We start from the raw sequence: 17479 nt of genomic DNA, 5'->3' as shown, positions 1-17479 counted from the left end.
CGGAAAGACGGCTGATTCTGTCCGGGCACAATAAGCCCCAAGGCGTTATGCGAACAGAGCGTCGATTTCCGCCTGTGCGCCTTCGCCTTCGTGCTGAGTCGCTTCGGGTTCCACATGGCCGTGGATGACGGCACCGGCAACGGCTATCAGCGGTTTGATTTCGTTCGTGGCCCGGTCGGCAATGTCAGTCGCAATCATCGCGGGATCCGGTGTCTCGCGCAGCTGGTCCTGAATCTTGCCCACGAGCCTGTTTATGCCGGCAACCTGTTTTTCCAGGTGTTCGCGCAAGAAGTTAGGGGCGGCATGATAGGCCATGATGGCCAGGTTCTTGTCCTTGAAACTCGAGTTCTCGAAGTGGCCCTCATAGTCGAGCGGCTCCCACTCCAGAACATCTTCGGCGCAATCCGGCATATCCGGCAGCATTTCCAGAAGCATCATGACTTCATTGAAATGATTGAGATAATCGGTCGCCAAACCGGTTTGGGGATTAATGTTTGCCTGTTCCAGCCTTTCGGCTGCCAGCTCCCCGGCGCCCAAAACTGGATGCAAACATTCCATACCGGTCCCCCTGTTATTGACTTGGGGCCTACGGTACTTCTTTTTTATTTCCAATTGCCTAACTTGGCGGAACCCTGTTTGCCCCGCTTCAGGGGCCCCAACCGGAGAAAAACGATGTGCGGCCGCCTGGCTCTGACGACACCACCGGACGCTGTGCGCAGCTTCTTCGACTACGTCGATCAGCCCAATTTTCCGCCGCGATACAACATTGCGCCAACCCAGCCGCTGGCCATTGTGCGGCAGACGCTCGACGGCACACGCCGCTTTCATCTTGTGCGTTGGGGCTTGATGCCGCCCTGGGTCAAGGACCCGGCAAGCTTCACACTTCTGATCAATGCCCGGGCGGAAACAGCGTCGCAAAAACCGTCGTTCCGCAATGCCATGCGTCATCACAGGTGCCTCGTGCCGGCGTCCGGCTTTTACGAGTGGCGTCGCACGCCGGAAGGCAAGCAGCCTTTCTGGATCCGTCCGGCGAAGGGCGACGTCATGGGCTTTGCCGGCCTTTGGGAAACCTGGTCGGATCCCGATGGCGGTGACATCGACACGGGTGCAATCCTGACGATCCAGTCCAACCGGATGATGTCTGCGATCCATCACCGAATGCCGGTGATCCTGAAACGGGAAGATTTCGGAACGTGGCTGGATGTTGCCAACGTCGACAGGCGTGAAGCCGAAAAGCTGCTGCAGCCGGTAGAAGACGATTTTCTGGTCGCGACGCCGGTTTCCAACCGGGTGAACAAGGTCGCCAATGACGATGCTGATGTCCAGCGCGAGATTTCCCCGGAAGAAATGTCGGTGCCCTTGAAAAAGGTTGCCAAGCCGTCAGCTGCGGAGAAATCGCAGGAGGACAAGAACCAGCTCGATCTGTTCTGAACCGTCGCAGGCATCAGAATTGCCGTGCAAAAGTCGGCTCATGGCTGTAGGGCAGGGGCTCAGCCGCAAGGATGGATCATGAGCAACGACGACACGCCTGAATTTGAGCTAGACGAGGCCTTGGAAGAGGACGCATCGGAGAACGAAGCGTTGGCCGAAGCCTATAATCGAGGTCTCGCCCTGCAGAAATCGGGCGATCTGGCAGGTGCCGCGCAGGCCTATCGCGAAGCCCTTGCGCTGGATCCGGACGACCCGGGCGGCGTCAGCATTCGTCTGGCGGCAATCGGCGCGGAAGCCGCCCCCCAGAAAATGCCGGATGCCTATGTCGCGACCCTATTCGATCAGCACGCAGATGTGTTCGACGACATTCTGGTCGATGAGCTTGGTTACTGCGTGCCTCTGCTGGTTCGCGATCTCGTCCAGAAGCTTGAGATTGGCCCATTCGATCGATTGCTCGACCTCGGCTGCGGCACGGGCCTTACAGGTATGGCTCTTGCCGATTGCACGAGCCACCGGACCGGCGTCGATCTCTCCGAGCGGATCGTTGAACTTGCCTATGACCGGGAAGTCTATGACGACCTTTATGTGGGCGAGGCCGTCGCATTCCTTGAGGAGTTCGAGGAAGACGATGGCTCTCGTCCCGGCTGGGACATGATCGCGGCAACCGACGTGTTTCCCTATCTGGGGGCGGTTGAACCATTTCTTGCCGGTGCAGTCGACCGTCTGAAACCACGCGGTTACCTGGCTTTCTCCACCGAAACCCTGTCTGAAGAAGCACTTGAAGGGCGTCCCTACATGGTCGGGCCGAAAAGCCGGTTTGCGCAGGGCGAAGGCTATATTCGCTCATCTCTGGATGCGGCGGGGTTCGACATTCTCGCGATGGACCCCATCACCGTTCGTCTCGAGGACGGAGACCCTGTCCCCGGGCACCTTGTGATTGCGCGGCTGCGCTAGAGCCCATGCGCTGAAGAGCATTTCTTCGGCTCGACATTCAACGGGAAGGCCAGGGATCATCTGCCGTTCCATCATGGCCGATGGCACGGCAGACTATCGCCTTTCCGTCAGTCAGCCCTTTGCATGCGCAGATAGGGTTCACCGTCGGACGTTCGCTTGACGGCAACACCGTCACCGTTGATCAGAACGACGACCCGGCTGCGAAAAGCAGAAAAACTGTCGAAGGTGACCACATCCACGGGCGTGTCGAACTTGATGGTCACCCGGTATTGGCCTGCCGGACCAACCCGTGTCAGCGACAGCACCTCTCCTTCGAAAGGCTGCTTCATGTAGGTGCCCGAGACGCGGTTGCCGACGGCAAACTGCATCTGGTTTGGTCTGGCGGCTGTCGCGGATACGGTGTTCCAGTCCTTGAAGCCGTATTGGGCGGACAGGAGTTCGAGCGCCTGGCTGTGGGAGATATCCTGCCCCTTGGCAGCTAGCGCGGCGCGCAGGCGCTTGGCCTGTGCTTTGAGATTGGCAACGCTGGGCAGCGTCATGGGATTACCTTTCCAAGAAAGGCAGGCGGTAAGGTGTTCGCCAATTGGCGGCGACCCTTCATGGGGCCCGCGTTGCCATCAGCCTGCACTGTCTCGTGAAGGTCGATCAAAGCTGCAAGATGTCTTGCGCAAGGGAATTCACCATGGCCGAAGCCTGCGGGCGGCCGGTTCCCTCAAACCGGCGCAAGGCATACGCCCCGGTTCCAGGTCTGTCAACGCGGCAAAAAGAAAGCCGCTGGCGCGGCTTCAAGGAGAGGGAGGTTAAGATGAAACACCCGGCGGCTCTTACCGCCTGAGTTCGACCGCGCCCCGTCGGGCGCAGAAGGGTGATTGCCCTGAATTGGGGGCAGGGCAATCGCGGAGACGGGCAAGCCCGCCGCCGCAGGTTTTCCGAGGGAGGGGTGTCCCCGGAAACAGATCAGGCGTGGACCAGCCGCTTCAGGAGTTCGACTTCCTGTGCAAGGGCCTTGTCCTTGGACACCATGTCCTCGATCTTGCGGACCGCATGCAGCACGGTGGTGTGATCACGGTTGCCGAATCGCCGGCCGATTTCCGGCAGCGAGCGTCCGGTCATCACCTTCGCGATATACATCGCGATCTGGCGCGGACGGACCAATGTGCGCGCCCGGCACGACGACAGGAGGTCCGCCTTGGTAACGCTGAAATGCTTGCACACAACCTGCTGGATCTCTTCCACCTTGATGGAGCGCGGCTCGCCGATCCGCACCAGGTCGTGCAGGGTCTTTTCCGCCAAGTCCATCGTCACCGGCTGTTTCGTCAGCTGGTTGTGAGCGAACAGGCGATTGAGAGCGCCTTCCAGGTCGCGGGCCGAAGCGATCACGTAGCGGGCAATGTAGTCGGCGACATCTTCGGGAACGGAGAAGCCCGGATGAGTGCGACGCGCTGCGGTGATCCGCTTCTTCAGGATATCGTGGCGCAGCGCATAGTCGGTTGACTGGATGCCGACGACTTCACCTTTCTGGATCCGGTAGCGCAGCGCATCGCCAAGCGTATCGAGGTCTTCAGGCGAGCGGTCGGCTGCCATGATGATCTGGGTCGGCGACTCCATGAGCAGTTCCAGCGTCTTGCTGAACTCGTCCGCGGCCTGCTTGCCATGCAGGAACTGGAGATCGTCAACCAGGAGCAGGTCGATGGAGCGCATTGCCTGGCGCAGCACCGGGAAGGCCGGCGTTCTGAGCGCAGGCACCAGGTGGTACATGAAGAATTCAGCCGACAGATAGGCAACCTGCCGTCCCGTCTTGCGAGCTTCGGCCGCCGCTGCCTGCAGCAGGTGGGTCTTGCCGATGCCGGTGGACGAATGGATATAGAGCAAGTCCAGCGTGCCCTGGTGGCCGGCAGCCATCTGGCGCACGGCGGCACAGGCAAGGCTGTTCGAGGCGCCTTCGGCAAAGGTGTCGAAGGTCAGCTTCGGATTGAGAGACGCACCGTTCAGGAAATCCGCGGCCGCATCCTCGTTGCTGTCCGCAAGGCACGGAATGACCGACATGCCATGGGACGCGCCGAATTGAGGCGTGCTGCTGAAGGGGCCGGGACGGCCGCTGATCCGCCGGGCGGAGATCGCTTTGGGGGCAAGACCGACATTGAGTTGACGAGGACGCAGAGCACCGCGAACGGTCAGCTCGATGCGGTTGATATCGTCCTGCTCGCGTTTCCAGAGGCCGACGAGCTGCTTCTCGTAGTTGTTCTGGATCCAGTTTTTCAGGAAGCGGGTGGGCACCGACAGGCGGACTGCATCGCCCGTGGTTTCTTCGTGTTTTACTCTGCCGAACCAGTTGGAAAATACATCGTCACCGAGCTCGTTTCTCAGTTCCTTTTTCACACGATCCCATTGATCCGAACCAGCTAAGTTCTGAACCTGCATTGTGGCCTCCATTGGAGGGACCGTTTGGAACCGCTCCCCCCCTGTGCACTGTCTATGAGCAACGACGTTCCGCCTCGCTGCCCGTTTCTTTCGTTAGGTCTTTTGCCCATTTTGGGTCTCCAGACCGGATGGCTTATTAGCGCCTATGAAACACCATTAACCTTTTGCTTACCATATTTACAAATAGCTTATTTTTATGAGGTCATAGACGTTTCATATTGTAATTTTTGTAGATGACGGGCACTGCGCATGTAAATTTTACATAGCGAATCTTGCGTTTCGTCATCGTCAGGACATGCCGCAAGTCCCGACCCAGTTGTTCTCCTGTTGCTGTTTCCGCTCTGCCTGTGAGCTTGAAGACGATTTTAGGAAAAATTTAACTTTTCAGGATTTTTTTCTGCGAGTTTTCAAAAGGACGCTGTCAAATTAAGAAGTTTAGCCAAGGAAAAAGCCGGCTTAAATCGAAAGATCATGTCGTTTATGACAGGGGTGCGTACTCGCCGGTTCACCCGTCACATGGTCACTGAATCGGCTAACGTTCCACCTAACCGGTCTGGCAGGTCCGTATGGTGGTGGAAGCTGGGGAAAATGGGGCGCCTGAAAACAGGCTTTATGACCGGCAAAACCAGAACCCGGGCCTGGTTGCCGTTCCCGTAAACTGCTGACAGATCAGGATCCTGGCCGTATCAATGCATACGTTGATGGGGCATTCGTATTTGGCAGATCGAAGGAACCTTATCCCCAGCACCGAGGAAACTTCGGCAACCTGCCAGTTTTGACAATTGATCCCTTGAGGCTGTTGCGGGCGGGGCAGGCCTTCCCGGCACTAGGTGCTTTTACATAGCCGATACCTGGCGCTTTCCAAGTAGAGATCAGTAAATCACGAAGTTAGGCTACGCCGACGTGGCGAAACCGGCTTGGGGTGCGCCGGCTCCGCAGCTTGTCAGCTCAAGTTGTCGTCTTGAAAACATTCGCAACAGTCGAGAACAGATTGTTTCTGTTCGTGTGCACATCTATCGGAAACTTGGGGCCGGTGTTCGCCCAGATGGGCGCGTCGTTGGGCAGGCCTTGACCCCGTTGCACCGAAACGAGGCCAAAGCCGTCGTTGTCCCAGTATCCGTTGGGGAAACCGGGCGCAGGCGGGCCGCCCCACCAGGTGTAGATGTTGGGGGCTTCAGGCTGGTTCCACAGTTCATCGCAATATTCGAAGTAGTAAAGCCCGATACAAAGCGGATGAGCGAAGGCCTGAGGCAGCATTTTCTGCGCAACTTGCGCCGCCTTGCTGCAGGTCTGATCGTCTGCATAAATGGTTCCGGGATTGTTCGGGTCCCGGTGACTGGTTGCCGGCATGCCCCACTCGGTGAAGAGAACGGGTTTCAACGCCTTTGGCGGCAGGCTGCCGTAGTCCTTGAAGATGCTTTCAAAGGTCTCGGTCTGGTAGGTGTTGACGCCCCAGAAGTCGATGCTCGGGCAGTTCTCCATGTAGGAGGACGCCTTCAGGGGAATGTTCGGGTCGTCGTGGGTGGCCATGCCGGCCAGCTTGCCAGGAGCTTCTTCCTTGACGATGGCTGCCATTTTCTCCACCTGGCCCCACCAGAAAGTGGCCCATTCCGGATTGTTGTAGCAAACGTCGGCGCCGTCCTGTTCGTTCTGAATGGTGAACCCCATCACCGCCGGATGATCTGCTACGGATCTGACGGTCTCCCGCAGGACATTCGTCCAGTAATCGATCTCTACCTGTGAGGCCTGGTCGTATTGGGTCTTCCAGAACATCGTGGCAGGCAAGGGGATGCCGACCAGGACGGACCGGCGCATCTTTGCTTCTGGCGGAGCAGACTTGTCCCAGGCCAGGTCCAGAAAATTCTTATGCGTGAAATAGTGACCATTGTCCCAGGGGGAAGGGAAGGTTCCGTTGCCTTCCAGCTGCCGTGACAGCATGCAGTAGACCCGCAGTGCATTGTTGTGGAGGTTCCTGAAATTGGGGAAGTCGCGGGACAGCAGGGGGGACCAGCTGGAAATGAAAGTGGAGCCTGCTTCGAAGTCGTCCCAATACCAGTCACCCAAGGCGGGGGCGTAGGAGTTGGAACCGTTGATTGGGGCCGGGGAATAGCAGACCCCTTTCAATTTGACCTTCTCGGTCGTGGGCTGCTGTCCGTCTTCGGTGAGTTCGCAGTAAAGATTTGCGGTTCCATCGCTGTCGACGGAACATGTCCATTTGGTTGTCGTCATGGTGGGTCGCCTGAAATAAAGGGTTTTTGCGGAAGTCTTGCGCTCAGAAATGAGATACTTTTTCGTGCAATCTCACAATAATGCAACCAAAGAGTGCTGAATAAAGCTTTAAGAATACATCCCTCATTGAAGCGGATTTGGAATGCAGGCCACGCTGGCAAAGCCGCTTTGACAAGAGAGGTTCGGACAGCAAAAAAATGCCGGCGCTTTTGGCGCCGGCACTTCCTGTTTGTCGAAATCTGCCGATGACCGGCTTTCAAACGTGCGGACGTAATGTCTGCCTTCAAGAGCAGGCGAAGCGCCCTAGAGAACGCGGCCCGGGTTCAACAGTCCCTTGGGGTCGAATGCGTCCTTGATCCGCTTCATGAGATCCAGCTCAATCCCCTGCTTGACGTCCTTAAGGAGATCGCGCTTGAGGCGGCCGATGCCATGCTCTGCGGAGATGCTGCCGCCGAACTCGCCGACGATGCCATGAACAATGGTGTTCATCTCATCCCATTTCGCCAGGTAGTCTTCCTTGTCGGCGCCCACCGGCTGGCTGACATTGAAGTGGATGTTGCCGTCGCCGATATGACCGAACGGAACAGGCCGGCATCCGGGCACGAAGTCCTCTACCGCGGTCATGGCCTTGTCCAGGAAGTCCGGGATCGAGGCAACCGGCACGGAAACGTCATGCTTGATCGAGCCACCCTCTGGCTTCTGCACTTCCGACATGCCGTGGCGGATGTGCCAGAAATCCTGAACCTGGGTCAGGTTCTGGGCAAAGGCGGCGTCTTCCACCAGGCCTTCTTCAAATGCTTCGCCGAGAATGCTCTCCATCAGGTCCCGCACCGGAAAAGCTTCAGAACCACTGGACAACTCCATCAGCACGTACCAGGCATGTTCGCCCTCGAGCGGGTCTCGTGCGCCTTCCAGGTGGCGCAGGCAGAATTCGACGCCAACGCGCGGCATGATTTCAAAGCCGGTCAGAACCGGTCCGGCCTGCGCCTTGGCAAGGGTGAACAGCTTGAGGGCGGCGTGCGGGTCCGGCAGGCCGACAAAAGCGGCCTCAAGCTTCTTGGGCCTGGGGAAAAGTTTCAGCGCTGCGGCTGTAATGATGCCCAGAGTGCCTTCACCACCGATAAATAATTGTTTCAAATCATAACCGGTATTGTCCTTGCGCAGGGTTCTGAGACCGTTCCAGATCTCCCCTGTCGGCAGCACCACCTCGAGGCCCAGAACCAGATCGCGCGTGTTGCCATAGGCCAGAACGGCGGTGCCGCCCGCGTTCGTGGAAATGTTGCCGCCGATCTGGCAGGAGCCCTGAGCCCCGAGCGCAAGCGGGAACAGCCGGTCGACGTTTTCAGCTTCATTCTGAAGCGTCTCCAGCACCACACCGGCCTCGGCCGTAATGGTGAAGCCGGCCGGATCTACCGCACGAACCTTGTTGAGGCGTGACAGTGAAAGGACGATTTCATCCCCGGTTTCCTGCGGAATCTGGCCACCGACAAGGCCGGTGTTGCCGCCTTGCGGCACGACCTTGAGATCGTTCTGATACGCATAGGTCATGACGGCGCTCACCTCTTCGGTGCTGCCCGGGCGCAGCACCATGGGAGTGACGCCCTGATACAGGTCGCGCCATTCGGTGAGGTAGGGAGCCTGGTCGTCCGGACTTGTCAGAACGTTGGCTGCGCCGATCATCTCGGCGAAGCGGTCGGCATGGGCAGTACGCTCCATGAGCGGGGTCCTCGTGAAGTTTGACAGTAAAATTCGGGCGCCAACATAGTGTCTGAAAGCGCTGGCGTCGACGGTTCATTCCGTCACCGTGTCTCTTGAAGGAACAAACCCCTTGTGCCATAGGAAGCCAGCCCGCTGGGGTGGTATTGGAATTCTTTCGGAGACGACGATGGCGGAAACGCGCGGACTGATGAATGGCAAACGCGGCCTGATCATGGGTGTGGCGAACAACAAGTCAATTGCCTGGGGCATTGCCAAAGCATTGGCCGACGCGGGAGCTGAACTGGCTCTGACCTACCAGGGTGATGCGTTGAAGAAGCGCGTGGAGCCACTGGCAGACCAGTTGAACGCCATTGTTGTCGGCCATTGCGACGTGACCGATGGCGCTTCCATCGATGCGGTCTTCAAGACGCTGGAAGACAAATGGGGCAAGATCGATTTTCTCGTCCATGCCGTTGCCTTCTCCGACAAATCCGAATTGACCGGCCGTTTCGTCGATACGTCTTCCGATAACTTCGCCCGCACCATGGACATTTCCTGCTACTCGCTGACGGCTGTCACCCAGCGCGCCGAGAAGCTGATGCCCGACGGCGGCTCCATTCTGACGCTGACCTATTACGGCGCCGAGAAGGTTATGCCGCATTATAATGTCATGGGCGTTGCCAAGGCCGCGCTGGAAACCAGCGTAAAGTATCTGGCGATGGACCTCGGCCCGCAGAACATTCGCGTCAACGCGATTTCTGCCGGACCGATCAAGACGCTGGCTGCCTCCGGTATCGGCGACTTCCGCTACATTCTGAAGTGGAACGAATACAACTCTCCTCTGCGCCGCACGGTGACGATCGAGGAAGTCGGCGACAGCGCGTTGTTCCTGGTGTCAGACCTCGGCCGTGGTGTTACCGGCGAGATCCAGCACGTCGACTGCGGCTACAACATTGTCGGCATGAAGGCGGTGGACGCCCCGGACATTTCCGTCGTCAAGGATTGACCGTTTCGAATGGCCGGTTTCACACCGGCCATTTTCATATTGTCCGGCCCCGCCCGCCAGGGGTGATCCCGCATACCGGAAACTGAAATGACATCTGTGCTGAGTGCCCCGAAATCCGACCTGCTGCCCAGGCTGCACGATCCGGAGTTCCTGATCTTTGTCCGCCATGGCCAGACGGACTGGAACTTCGAAGGGCGCATGCAAGGGCAAAGGGACATTCCGCTGAACGACACGGGGCGCGGCCAGGCCAGCGGCAATGGCACGCGTCTCAAAGCGTTTCTGGAGCAGGAGATGATCGATCCCGCCGGTCTGGATTTCGTATCCTCACCGCTCCACCGCACACGGTCGACAATGGAGTTGCTGCGCCAGTCGATGGACCTTCCGGTGGAGGCCTACCGCCTTGAGGACCAGCTCAAGGAGATCACCTTCGGTGACTGGGAAGGCTTCACGCTGGAAGAACTGGCAGAGGAAGAGCAGGATCTGATCCTGCAGCGCCGCGCCGACAAGTGGGGCTTCGTTCCCCCCAAGGGCGAAAGCTACAAGATGTTGGCCGAGCGCATCGGGCGCTGGCTGGTGACCGTCGATCGGCCTTCGGTCGTCGTGTCGCATGGCGGTGTCTTCCGCGTTCTGCGCGGCTTGCTGGAAGGGCTGGACACGGTTTCCGTTCCCAAGCTGGATGTGCCGCAGGACAAGGTCTTTGTCTGGCGTAAGGGCGCTTTCGAGATCGTTTGACAGACCCTTCGTCGGCGTTCGGTCGTAGTTTGCGACGGCCTGTTGCAGGTCTGCGTGAAGGAGAGTTCTGTCTGCGGAAATCACCAATCAATCCATAGAATAAGCCGGAACCAATCCGCCATATCAAGGATCTGCGGCATTCCTCCATTGGCTCAGTAGATACCCTGGGCATACAGGGAAATCTTCGCTTTTGCGACAACGCTATTGGCAGCTTGTCCCATGAGGGTGGCGTAATTCGTGAGCGTCGCACGGTCGGCCTTCTGCTTGTTGGTGCAGACAAACGTCATCACGCTTCCCCATTCCCGTTCCGGCTCGTAGCCGAACTTGCTCAGGCCATAAAGCTCACGCCCTGTCACGATGAAGAAGCCGCGTCCGTAATCGTAAATTTCACCCGGATTGCGGATTTTGGTAACGAGGCAGAATTTCTTGTGGGTGTGAATCGCCCCCAGGATCCAGCAGTCGTTGATGCACACCGACCAGCGGGCAAGCTTCTGGACATTGATCGGAAGACCGGGGGTCAGGTTGAAATGCGTCGGGTCTTCCAGGTTGAAGCGCCGGTAAAGCTGTTGGGTCTGCGCCAGTCTCCCGACATACATCTCGCCACCGGAACGGGCGACCTTGTCATAGACGGCCCACGCGGTGTGTCTTGATATGTGTGACAGGCTGATCTTGCTGTTTGCATCTCCAGGTGATTCAAACTGGGTCCGGTTGGTGTCCCAGGGGTTCTGCCTCAGCTCGTTCAGCTCATAGTGATTGTAGGAAAGTGTCAGTAGATCCTGATCGAAAGCGGTTCTTGAATACGTCATTTCGGTTTCCTCTGGTACAACGGGCCATGAGCGTTTGCTATTCGAAATGTACGCATGTGAAGGCCGCTTTACGTGTGACCTTGGGCACTGCAAAGGAGCCCCCGACCATCCGTGCCTCGGGCTTGTCCAGTGACGGTGATCGGGCGAAGCAGCTGCGGCGTAGATGTTTACAGCGATTGCGAGGGAACCTGGAGACAATCCGGGTCAGGTGCCGTGTCCGCCAATGAATTTTATAGCGAACTGCCAAGCTTTTCAGATTTCAGCACGGTCGGGGATCTGGCCGATTACCGGCCGGTGCCGGACGACTGGTACGTTCTTGCTGCCGACATAGTCCGCTCCAGCGATGCGGTCGCACAGGGCCGGTACAAGGAAGTCAACATGGTTGGCGCCGCGGTGATAGCCGCGGTGTTGAACCGGATCGGCAGCGACCGTGTACCGTTTGTCTTCGGGGGAGACGGCGCAATGCTGGTCGTGTCCGAACACGATGTCGAGGCAGCCAGCGACGCGCTGGCCGGTGTTGTCGGTCTGGCGCGCCAGGTCATGGAACTGGAGCTGCGCGCCGCTGCGATTCCGGTCGCTCATCTGCGGGATCTTGGAGGCGACGTCCGTGTGCGCAAGTACCAGCTCAGCCCGGGCAATCACCTGGCCATGATCCTGGGGGATGGCCTGGCCGTCGCGGACAATATTCTGAAAGATCCGGAAAAAGCGCGGCCGTTTGAGATCTCTCTCCCCGATGCCGCGTTACCGCCGCTCGACGGGCTTTCCTGCAGATGGGAACCGCTTCCTTCACGAAACGGACACATCGTGTCCCTGATCGTCAAGCCGACCGGACGTATTCCAATGCAGGATGTCCTGCGGGGGCTGGCCGATAAACTCGGCTATGATCCCTCGAGGGATGACAGCCGGATGAGACTGGCGGACAAGACGCGTCTTCGTTTTCGCTTTCCACCAACCGGTACGCGTCATGAGGTGCGCCTGGGATCACCGGGAAAAGACTTCCGCGGATGGGCAAAGGCGTTGCTGGAGGCGATGGTCTTCGTCATCAGCTATCACACGGGCTGGCGCATCGGCCCTTTTGACCCGAAACGATACTTCCCCGAACTTGGCCTCAACACTGACCATCGCAAGGTCGGCGACAGTCTGCAGCTCGTGCTGGATCTGACACCGGAGCAGTTTGCAGGGGTCGAAGACTATCTGAAAGCTGGCTATGCCACCGGGGATCTGGTGTTCGGGCTGCATGTGTCCACGTCCGCCCTGATGACCTGCTTTGTCGAGGATATCGGCAAAAGCCGGCATATCCATTTCGTCGACGGGGCTGACGGCGGATTTTCTCTGGCAGCTGCCGAATTCAAGAAACGCCAGGCGAACATGGTGCCGAAGGCGGTCGGTCAGGCCTGACTGCGCAGTGGGCCGTGTCGTTCCAGGGCGGGCATCGGGTGTGCAAAATTCTGTTTAAGGATCATCATCGCAAGGTCGCTGTCGGGAACGGCCTTTGATATGAGGAACCCTTGGATGACGTCGCACCCGTGGCGTTTCAGCCAGTCACGCTCGGCTTCGGTTTCCACACCCTCGGCAAGGACACTGATGTCGAGGCTCTTGGCAAGATTGATCAGCGCACTGGTAAATTTCTGCAGGGCGGGATCGGCATCGACGCCGGAAATGAAGCTTCGGTCGATCTTGACCCGGTCAACCTTCAGATCGCGCAGGCTCGAAATGCTTGAATGGCCGGTTCCAAAGTCGTCCAGTTCGATGAAGAACCCCAGTTCCGACAGGCGGGCGATATTCTGCTTGATGGGGGTAGCCGTGATTTCGTCGATCATCACCGCTTCCAGGATTTCCAGGCTGACATCTGCAGGCTGAAGTCCCAGGTCAAGCACCTGCCGGTGGAGCGCATCCACCGCCTTGGCGCTTGTCAGCAGACTGGCGGTCACGTTCAGGCCCAGATGTATGGCTGGCCTTGTCTTGCCGCTCAGGCTGGCGGCAAACTTCAGCGCCCGGCTGCGCACGGCCTCCTCGATCTCCTCCAGATACCCGACTTCCATTGCGGCGGGCAGGAAAGAGCCTGGATACCGGATCTCGTCGTCATCTATCCACCGGGCGAGGGCTTCTGCGCCGACAACTTCGCCCGTGTGAATATTCACCTGCGGTTGGAACCAAGCAACGATATTGCCGTTCTTGAGCGCATTCTGCAGCTCTTTGGCAATCTCGTCGCTTTCCTCGAAGGCAGCGCGCATTGCCGGGGTGAAGCGATCGAACTTGCGCGGCCCCTTTTGCTTGGCCGCTCTCAGGGCAAGAGCCGCATCGGTCAGCAAATGATCGAAGACCTGCTCGCCCGGACTGCTGATGAAAATGCCCGCATTCGCCTCGATCGCCGATCTGTTGTTGCCGATGATCCGGTCGGTTGCAATTTCCTGGAGAAGTGTGAAAGCCAGTTGCTCGAACTGCGCCGCCTTCTTGAGGCGCGGACGCAGAAACAGGAACTCCGTTCCGCCAGTCCGGCACAGGAAGTCTTCCGGTTCCGCGTGCTGGGTCAGCTGTTCGGCCACCTGGCGCAGAAGTGAATCGCCGTTGTGGTCCCCGAACCGGTCGTTCACCTTCTTGAACTGGCGCAGGTCGATCAGGATCGCACCCGTGCGCGTTCCCGGCTCTGCCGGCGGCAGGTTGCGTATCGTATTCAAAAGGGCGCGGCGGTTCGGCAGTCCGGTCAGGGGATCGTGAAATCCGAGATTTTCGAATTCCTGCTGCGTCCGGTCGGCAAGTGCGCGCGACAGGGCGATGGCAATTGCAAAGGCCGCGACAATGACCAGTCCGCCGACAAGACCGGCAAGTGTAACCGCAAACAGTGTCTCGGATCGCTGCCTCTGCAGGTCCATCAGGAGATAGTCGACGGTGGACTGCCAAAGGTCGAACGCGGCACTGACCAGGGCCGGCTGCATCTCCACCACGGGCTGGGCAATGACATCCGCCCCCTTTGAGGCGGTGATTGTGGAAGAGAGCAGTTTCGAGCCCGCGGTCTGAAAGGCAACGTTCGTTGTCCGGAAGGCTCTCGCCTGTTTTTGCAAGAGATCGGCTTGCTCACCGGTCAGGTCGTTAAAGTAATCAACCGTGTCCCGCGACGCCCCGTCGGCGGCAATCTTGTACTGGCCTCCCTGCACGGGGATCAGCATCTTGTCCCAGACATTGATCTCGCCCCGGCTGGAAATGCTTTTCGCATTGCTTGCCATGATCGCGGATTCGATCACGACGGTCGGCATGGTGTCGGTGATCAGATGCGGAAGTTTTGCGGTCTCGAAAGATGAAGTCGAACTCAGCCTGGTGACCTGGGAGATCATCGAGGCGAGGATACGGGCTTGCCGAAGCGCGAGCGGAATGTTGCCTTCGTTCAGGAAGGTGTCGAGCGGCTGAACGAGGTCGGCGGAAAGCTCATTTCCCCCGAGAGTTTCCAGGCGTTCGCGCAGTTGGACCGGCGTCTCCCTGATCTTGCCGGTGAGCGCCTTCTCCTGCATCAGCGGACCGAGTGCCTCGATCAGGTGCAGCCCGGCCAGGCTGTGGTCGATCGAGTTGACCTTCTCGAATTTATTATGAAACCAGAGTGAGGCAAAGAGCAGGCTGGGTGCCAGCAGAAATACGATCAGTCCAGTCAGCCAGCCCCTGATCCGCAACGTTTTGCCTCTTGGTGTTTATTAGATCCCAACGTGTAATAACGGTAGAGGTTTAAGGATTAGCAAATCAAGGGTCGAATTTTTGCGAACGATTCGCGCGATTTCCTAGGTCGTTAATTCAAGACATCGTGAAACGCGTGCCAAGGACGCCAGCTTCCATTCGAAATCTACTTGTCTTTAATTTTGACAAGGGTGGTGGACGAATGGACTTGCCAAAAATACCTGTATTCCCGGCTGCGGGCTTGAGCTTGCGGGCGCGATGGCGTATCGCTCGGCGCCTGACAGTTCAATTGTAAGCCTCGGTCACCGTTCATGTCGCATAACAGTTTTGGTCATCTTTTCCGGGTTACCACCTGGGGCGAAAGCCACGGTCCCGCTATTGGCTGCGTGGTGGACGGCTGCCCGCCTCTCATTCCCCTGACGGAGACCGATATTCAGGGCTTCATGAACAAGCGCAAGCCGGGCCAGTCCCGCTTCACCACGCAGCGGCGCGAGCCGGATGCAGTGAAGATCCTGTCCGGTGTCATGGTTGACGAGGACGGTATCCAGAAAACGACCGGGACGCCGATTTCGCTGTTTGTCGAAAACACCGACCAGCGCTCCAAGGACTATTCGGAGATCAAGGACCGGTTTCGTCCCGGCCATGCCGATTTCACCTACGACGCCAAATACGGTATCCGCGACTATCGTGGCGGTGGCCGGTCCTCGGCGCGCGAAACCGCCATGCGCGTTGCCGCCGGGGCCGTCGCACGCAAGGTATTGCAGGGCGTAACCGTTCGCGGCGCTTTGGTGCAGGTTGGACCGCACAAGATCGACCGGGCCAACTGGGACTGGGCGGAAGTTGACAACAACGCCTTCTTTTCTCCGGATGCAAAGGCCGCCGCATTCTGGGCGGACTACCTGGACGGTGTCCGCAAGGCCGGGTCTTCCGTCGGTGCCGTCATCGAAGTCGTTGCCGAAGGTGTCCCCGCCGGTTGGGGCGCGCCGATCTACGGCAAGCTGGACACGGATCTTGCTGCTGCGATGATGTCGATCAATGCGGTCAAGGGGGTCGAGGTCGGCAACGGGTTCGATGCCGCAAGCCTGACCGGTGAAGACAATGCAGACGAGATCCGCCTTGATGATGTCGGCCGGCCTGTCTTCCTGAGCAACAATTCCGGCGGCATTCTGGGCGGGATCTCCAACGGCGATCCCTTGGTCGTCCGGTTCGCGGTCAAGCCGACGTCTTCGATCCTCACCGAGCGCAAGTCGATTACCAGCAAGGGTGAAGAGGTCAACGTCATGACGAAGGGCCGGCATGACCCTTGCGTCGGCATTCGCGCAGTGCCGGTCGGCGAAGCGATGATGGCTTGCGTTCTGGCGGACCATTTCCTGCGTCATCGCGGCCAGATCGGCTGACGGGCAGCTTCGCAGCGTTACAACTCGTTACAATTCCGGAAGGCAAGGGCCATGGACCTTGCCCGTCATCTCTCTAGTTTTAACTCCAGCATGACGTCTCATGCATTTCAGGGAGTAATGACATGAATGAAATGACGCCTGTGCGCCGTATGACGGCAAAGGACTTTCCTCAGGAGCTTCTGGATCTTTATGATTTCTACGCGCATGGAAAGATTACCAAGCGCGAGTTCATGAACGGGGCAGCAAAATTCGCGGTGGGTGGACTGACGGCGGCCATGCTGCTGGATCAGCTTTCTCCCAATTATGCGTTGGCACAACAGGTTGCTCCCGATGATGCGGGGATCGTCACCGAACGGATCACTTACCCGTCACCAAACGGCCATGGCGAGGTCAACGGTTATCTGGTGAAGCCCGCAGGTGCGATCGGCAAGCTGCCGGCGGTGCTGGTCGTGCATGAGAACCGCGGTCTCAATCCATATATCGAGGATGTCGCGCGCCGCCTCGGCAAGGCCGGGTTCATGGCGCTGGCGCCGGACGGACTGACCTCGGTCGGCGGTTATCCGGGCAGTGACGATCAGGGCCGCGAATTGCAGCGTACGGTCGATGGTACCAAGCTGATGAACGATTTCTTCGCCGGCTTCGAGTATCTCCTCAACAGTGACGACAGCACCGGCAAGGTTGGGGCGGTTGGTTTCTGCTACGGCGGCGGTGTGGTCAATGCAATTGCGGTCGCCTATCCGGAGCTTGCCGCGGGCGTTCCTTTCTACGGACGTCAGCCGGATCCTGCGGATGTCTCCAAGATCGAAGCGCCCCTGATGCTGCAATATGCCGAGCTGGACGAGCGTATCAATGCAGGCTGGCCGGCGTATGAGGAAGCTCTGAAGGCCAACGGCAAGACCTACGTGGCGCATATGTATCCGGGCGTGAACCACGGCTTCCATAACGACACGACACCACGCTACGACGAAGAGGCTGCAAAGCTCGCAGAGCAGAGAACCGTCGACTTCTTCAAGGAAAACCTGATGTAGGGTTGCCTGGGTCTGCTCGTCTCACCTCATCCCGGTTCCGGCTTTGCCCCGCCGGGATGATCATGATGAGCAGGCTTGGTTTGGTCGTCTTCCAATAAATTGCGGCCCGGCTTG

Annotated in this window: 14 protein-coding genes; 7 read left to right on the top strand and 7 right to left on the bottom strand. The window is 58.5% G+C overall.

The window, feature by feature from the left end; genetic code table 11:
* Nucleotides 1-45 precede the first annotated feature (45 nt).
* A complete protein-coding gene (locus HCG46_RS10275; protein ID WP_031269690.1) occupies nt 46-558 on the bottom strand; it encodes a hypothetical protein in 513 nt (170 codons plus the stop codon).
* A gap of 114 nt (nt 559-672) precedes the next feature.
* Here HCG46_RS10275 and HCG46_RS10270 point away from each other — a divergent pair, with 114 nt between their 5' ends.
* Both HCG46_RS10270 and HCG46_RS10265 read left to right on the top strand, forming a co-directional pair.
* A complete protein-coding gene (locus HCG46_RS10270) occupies nt 673-1431 on the top strand; it encodes an SOS response-associated peptidase (protein ID WP_168686100.1) in 759 nt (252 codons plus the stop codon).
* 78 nt (nt 1432-1509) lie between these two features.
* Nucleotides 1510-2385: a methyltransferase gene (locus HCG46_RS10265; protein WP_168686098.1), complete on the top strand. Its 876-nt coding sequence runs from the start codon at nt 1510-1512 to the stop codon at nt 2383-2385.
* Between the two features lie 107 nt (nt 2386-2492).
* Here the strand turns inward: HCG46_RS10265 and HCG46_RS10260 are convergent, their stop codons facing one another.
* The 4 genes from HCG46_RS10260 to HCG46_RS10245 all read right to left on the bottom strand — a co-directional run bounded on the left by HCG46_RS10260 (nt 2493) and on the right by HCG46_RS10245 (nt 8751).
* Nucleotides 2493-2924 (bottom strand): glyoxalase superfamily protein, encoded by a 432-nt coding sequence (locus HCG46_RS10260; RefSeq protein WP_023001881.1) that lies wholly within the window; start codon nt 2922-2924, stop codon nt 2493-2495.
* Nucleotides 2925-3342: 418 nt separating this feature from the next.
* Nucleotides 3343-4806: a chromosomal replication initiator protein DnaA gene (gene dnaA / locus HCG46_RS10255; RefSeq protein WP_075283338.1), complete on the bottom strand. Its 1464-nt coding sequence runs from the start codon at nt 4804-4806 to the stop codon at nt 3343-3345.
* Between the two features lie 948 nt (nt 4807-5754).
* Nucleotides 5755-7035 (bottom strand): hypothetical protein, encoded by a 1281-nt coding sequence (locus HCG46_RS10250; protein ID WP_168686096.1) that lies wholly within the window; start codon nt 7033-7035, stop codon nt 5755-5757.
* A gap of 303 nt (nt 7036-7338) precedes the next feature.
* The gene (locus HCG46_RS10245; protein WP_168686094.1) at nt 7339-8751 is read right to left on the bottom strand and encodes an FAD-binding oxidoreductase; all 1413 of its coding nucleotides are present in this window, start codon (nt 8749-8751) and stop codon (nt 7339-7341) included.
* Between the two features lie 169 nt (nt 8752-8920).
* On the opposite strand from HCG46_RS10245, the gene fabI reads away from it, so the two are divergent.
* Both fabI and HCG46_RS10235 read left to right on the top strand, forming a co-directional pair.
* Nucleotides 8921-9739, top strand: a complete 819-nt coding sequence (gene fabI, locus HCG46_RS10240) for an enoyl-ACP reductase FabI (protein ID WP_023001876.1) — start codon at nt 8921-8923, stop codon at nt 9737-9739.
* A gap of 87 nt (nt 9740-9826) precedes the next feature.
* Nucleotides 9827-10471, top strand: a complete 645-nt coding sequence (locus tag HCG46_RS10235) for a histidine phosphatase family protein (RefSeq protein ID WP_205838463.1) — start codon at nt 9827-9829, stop codon at nt 10469-10471.
* A 152-nt stretch (nt 10472-10623) separates the two neighbouring features.
* On the opposite strand, the gene HCG46_RS10230 is transcribed toward HCG46_RS10235, so the two are convergent.
* Entirely contained in the window at nt 10624-11277 is a 654-nt protein-coding gene (locus tag HCG46_RS10230; RefSeq protein WP_023001874.1) for a hypothetical protein, read from the bottom strand.
* Between the two features lie 213 nt (nt 11278-11490).
* On the opposite strand from HCG46_RS10230, the gene HCG46_RS10225 reads away from it, so the two are divergent.
* Nucleotides 11491-12675, top strand: a complete 1185-nt coding sequence (locus HCG46_RS10225) for a DUF3095 domain-containing protein (protein ID WP_209009434.1) — start codon at nt 11491-11493, stop codon at nt 12673-12675.
* Here HCG46_RS10225 and HCG46_RS10220 read toward each other — a convergent pair.
* Nucleotides 12666-14939 (bottom strand): bifunctional diguanylate cyclase/phosphodiesterase, encoded by a 2274-nt coding sequence (locus HCG46_RS10220; RefSeq protein ID WP_168686092.1) that lies wholly within the window; start codon nt 14937-14939, stop codon nt 12666-12668. The two genes, HCG46_RS10225 and HCG46_RS10220, sit on opposite strands and share 10 nt — an antisense overlap.
* Nucleotides 14940-15251: 312 nt before the next feature.
* Between HCG46_RS10220 and aroC the strand changes: the two genes are divergently transcribed.
* A complete protein-coding gene (gene aroC, locus HCG46_RS10215; protein WP_168686090.1) occupies nt 15252-16337 on the top strand; it encodes a chorismate synthase in 1086 nt (361 codons plus the stop codon).
* 140 nt (nt 16338-16477) lie between these two features.
* Entirely contained in the window at nt 16478-17365 is an 888-nt protein-coding gene (yghX, locus tag HCG46_RS10210; protein WP_168686658.1) for a YghX family hydrolase, read from the top strand.
* The last annotated feature ends 114 nt before the right edge of the window (nt 17366-17479 follow it).

Source organism: Labrenzia sp. PO1, assembly GCF_012273635.1.
Lineage (GTDB): Bacteria > Pseudomonadota > Alphaproteobacteria > Rhizobiales > Stappiaceae > Roseibium > Roseibium algicola.
The sequence above is the reverse complement of the archived record's forward strand: the minus strand, read 5'-3'. Positions and strand labels throughout refer to the sequence as shown.

Coding starts and splice junctions, on each gene's coding strand:
- HCG46_RS10275 (WP_031269690.1), bottom strand. CDS start 558: ATGGAATGTTTGCATCCAGTTTTGGGCGCCGGGGAGCTGGCAGCCGAA.
- HCG46_RS10270 (WP_168686100.1), top strand. CDS start 673: ATGTGCGGCCGCCTGGCTCTGACGACACCACCGGACGCTGTGCGCAGC.
- HCG46_RS10265 (WP_168686098.1), top strand. CDS start 1,510: ATGAGCAACGACGACACGCCTGAATTTGAGCTAGACGAGGCCTTGGAA.
- HCG46_RS10260 (WP_023001881.1), bottom strand. CDS start 2,924: ATGACGCTGCCCAGCGTTGCCAATCTCAAAGCACAGGCCAAGCGCCTG.
- dnaA (WP_075283338.1), bottom strand. CDS start 4,806: ATGCAGGTTCAGAACTTAGCTGGTTCGGATCAATGGGATCGTGTGAAA.
- HCG46_RS10250 (WP_168686096.1), bottom strand. CDS start 7,035: ATGACGACAACCAAATGGACATGTTCCGTCGACAGCGATGGAACCGCA.
- HCG46_RS10245 (WP_168686094.1), bottom strand. CDS start 8,751: ATGGAGCGTACTGCCCATGCCGACCGCTTCGCCGAGATGATCGGCGCA.
- fabI (WP_023001876.1), top strand. CDS start 8,921: ATGGCGGAAACGCGCGGACTGATGAATGGCAAACGCGGCCTGATCATG.
- HCG46_RS10235 (WP_205838463.1), top strand. CDS start 9,827: ATGACATCTGTGCTGAGTGCCCCGAAATCCGACCTGCTGCCCAGGCTG.
- HCG46_RS10230 (WP_023001874.1), bottom strand. CDS start 11,277: ATGACGTATTCAAGAACCGCTTTCGATCAGGATCTACTGACACTTTCC.
- aroC (WP_168686090.1), top strand. CDS start 15,252: ATGTCGCATAACAGTTTTGGTCATCTTTTCCGGGTTACCACCTGGGGC.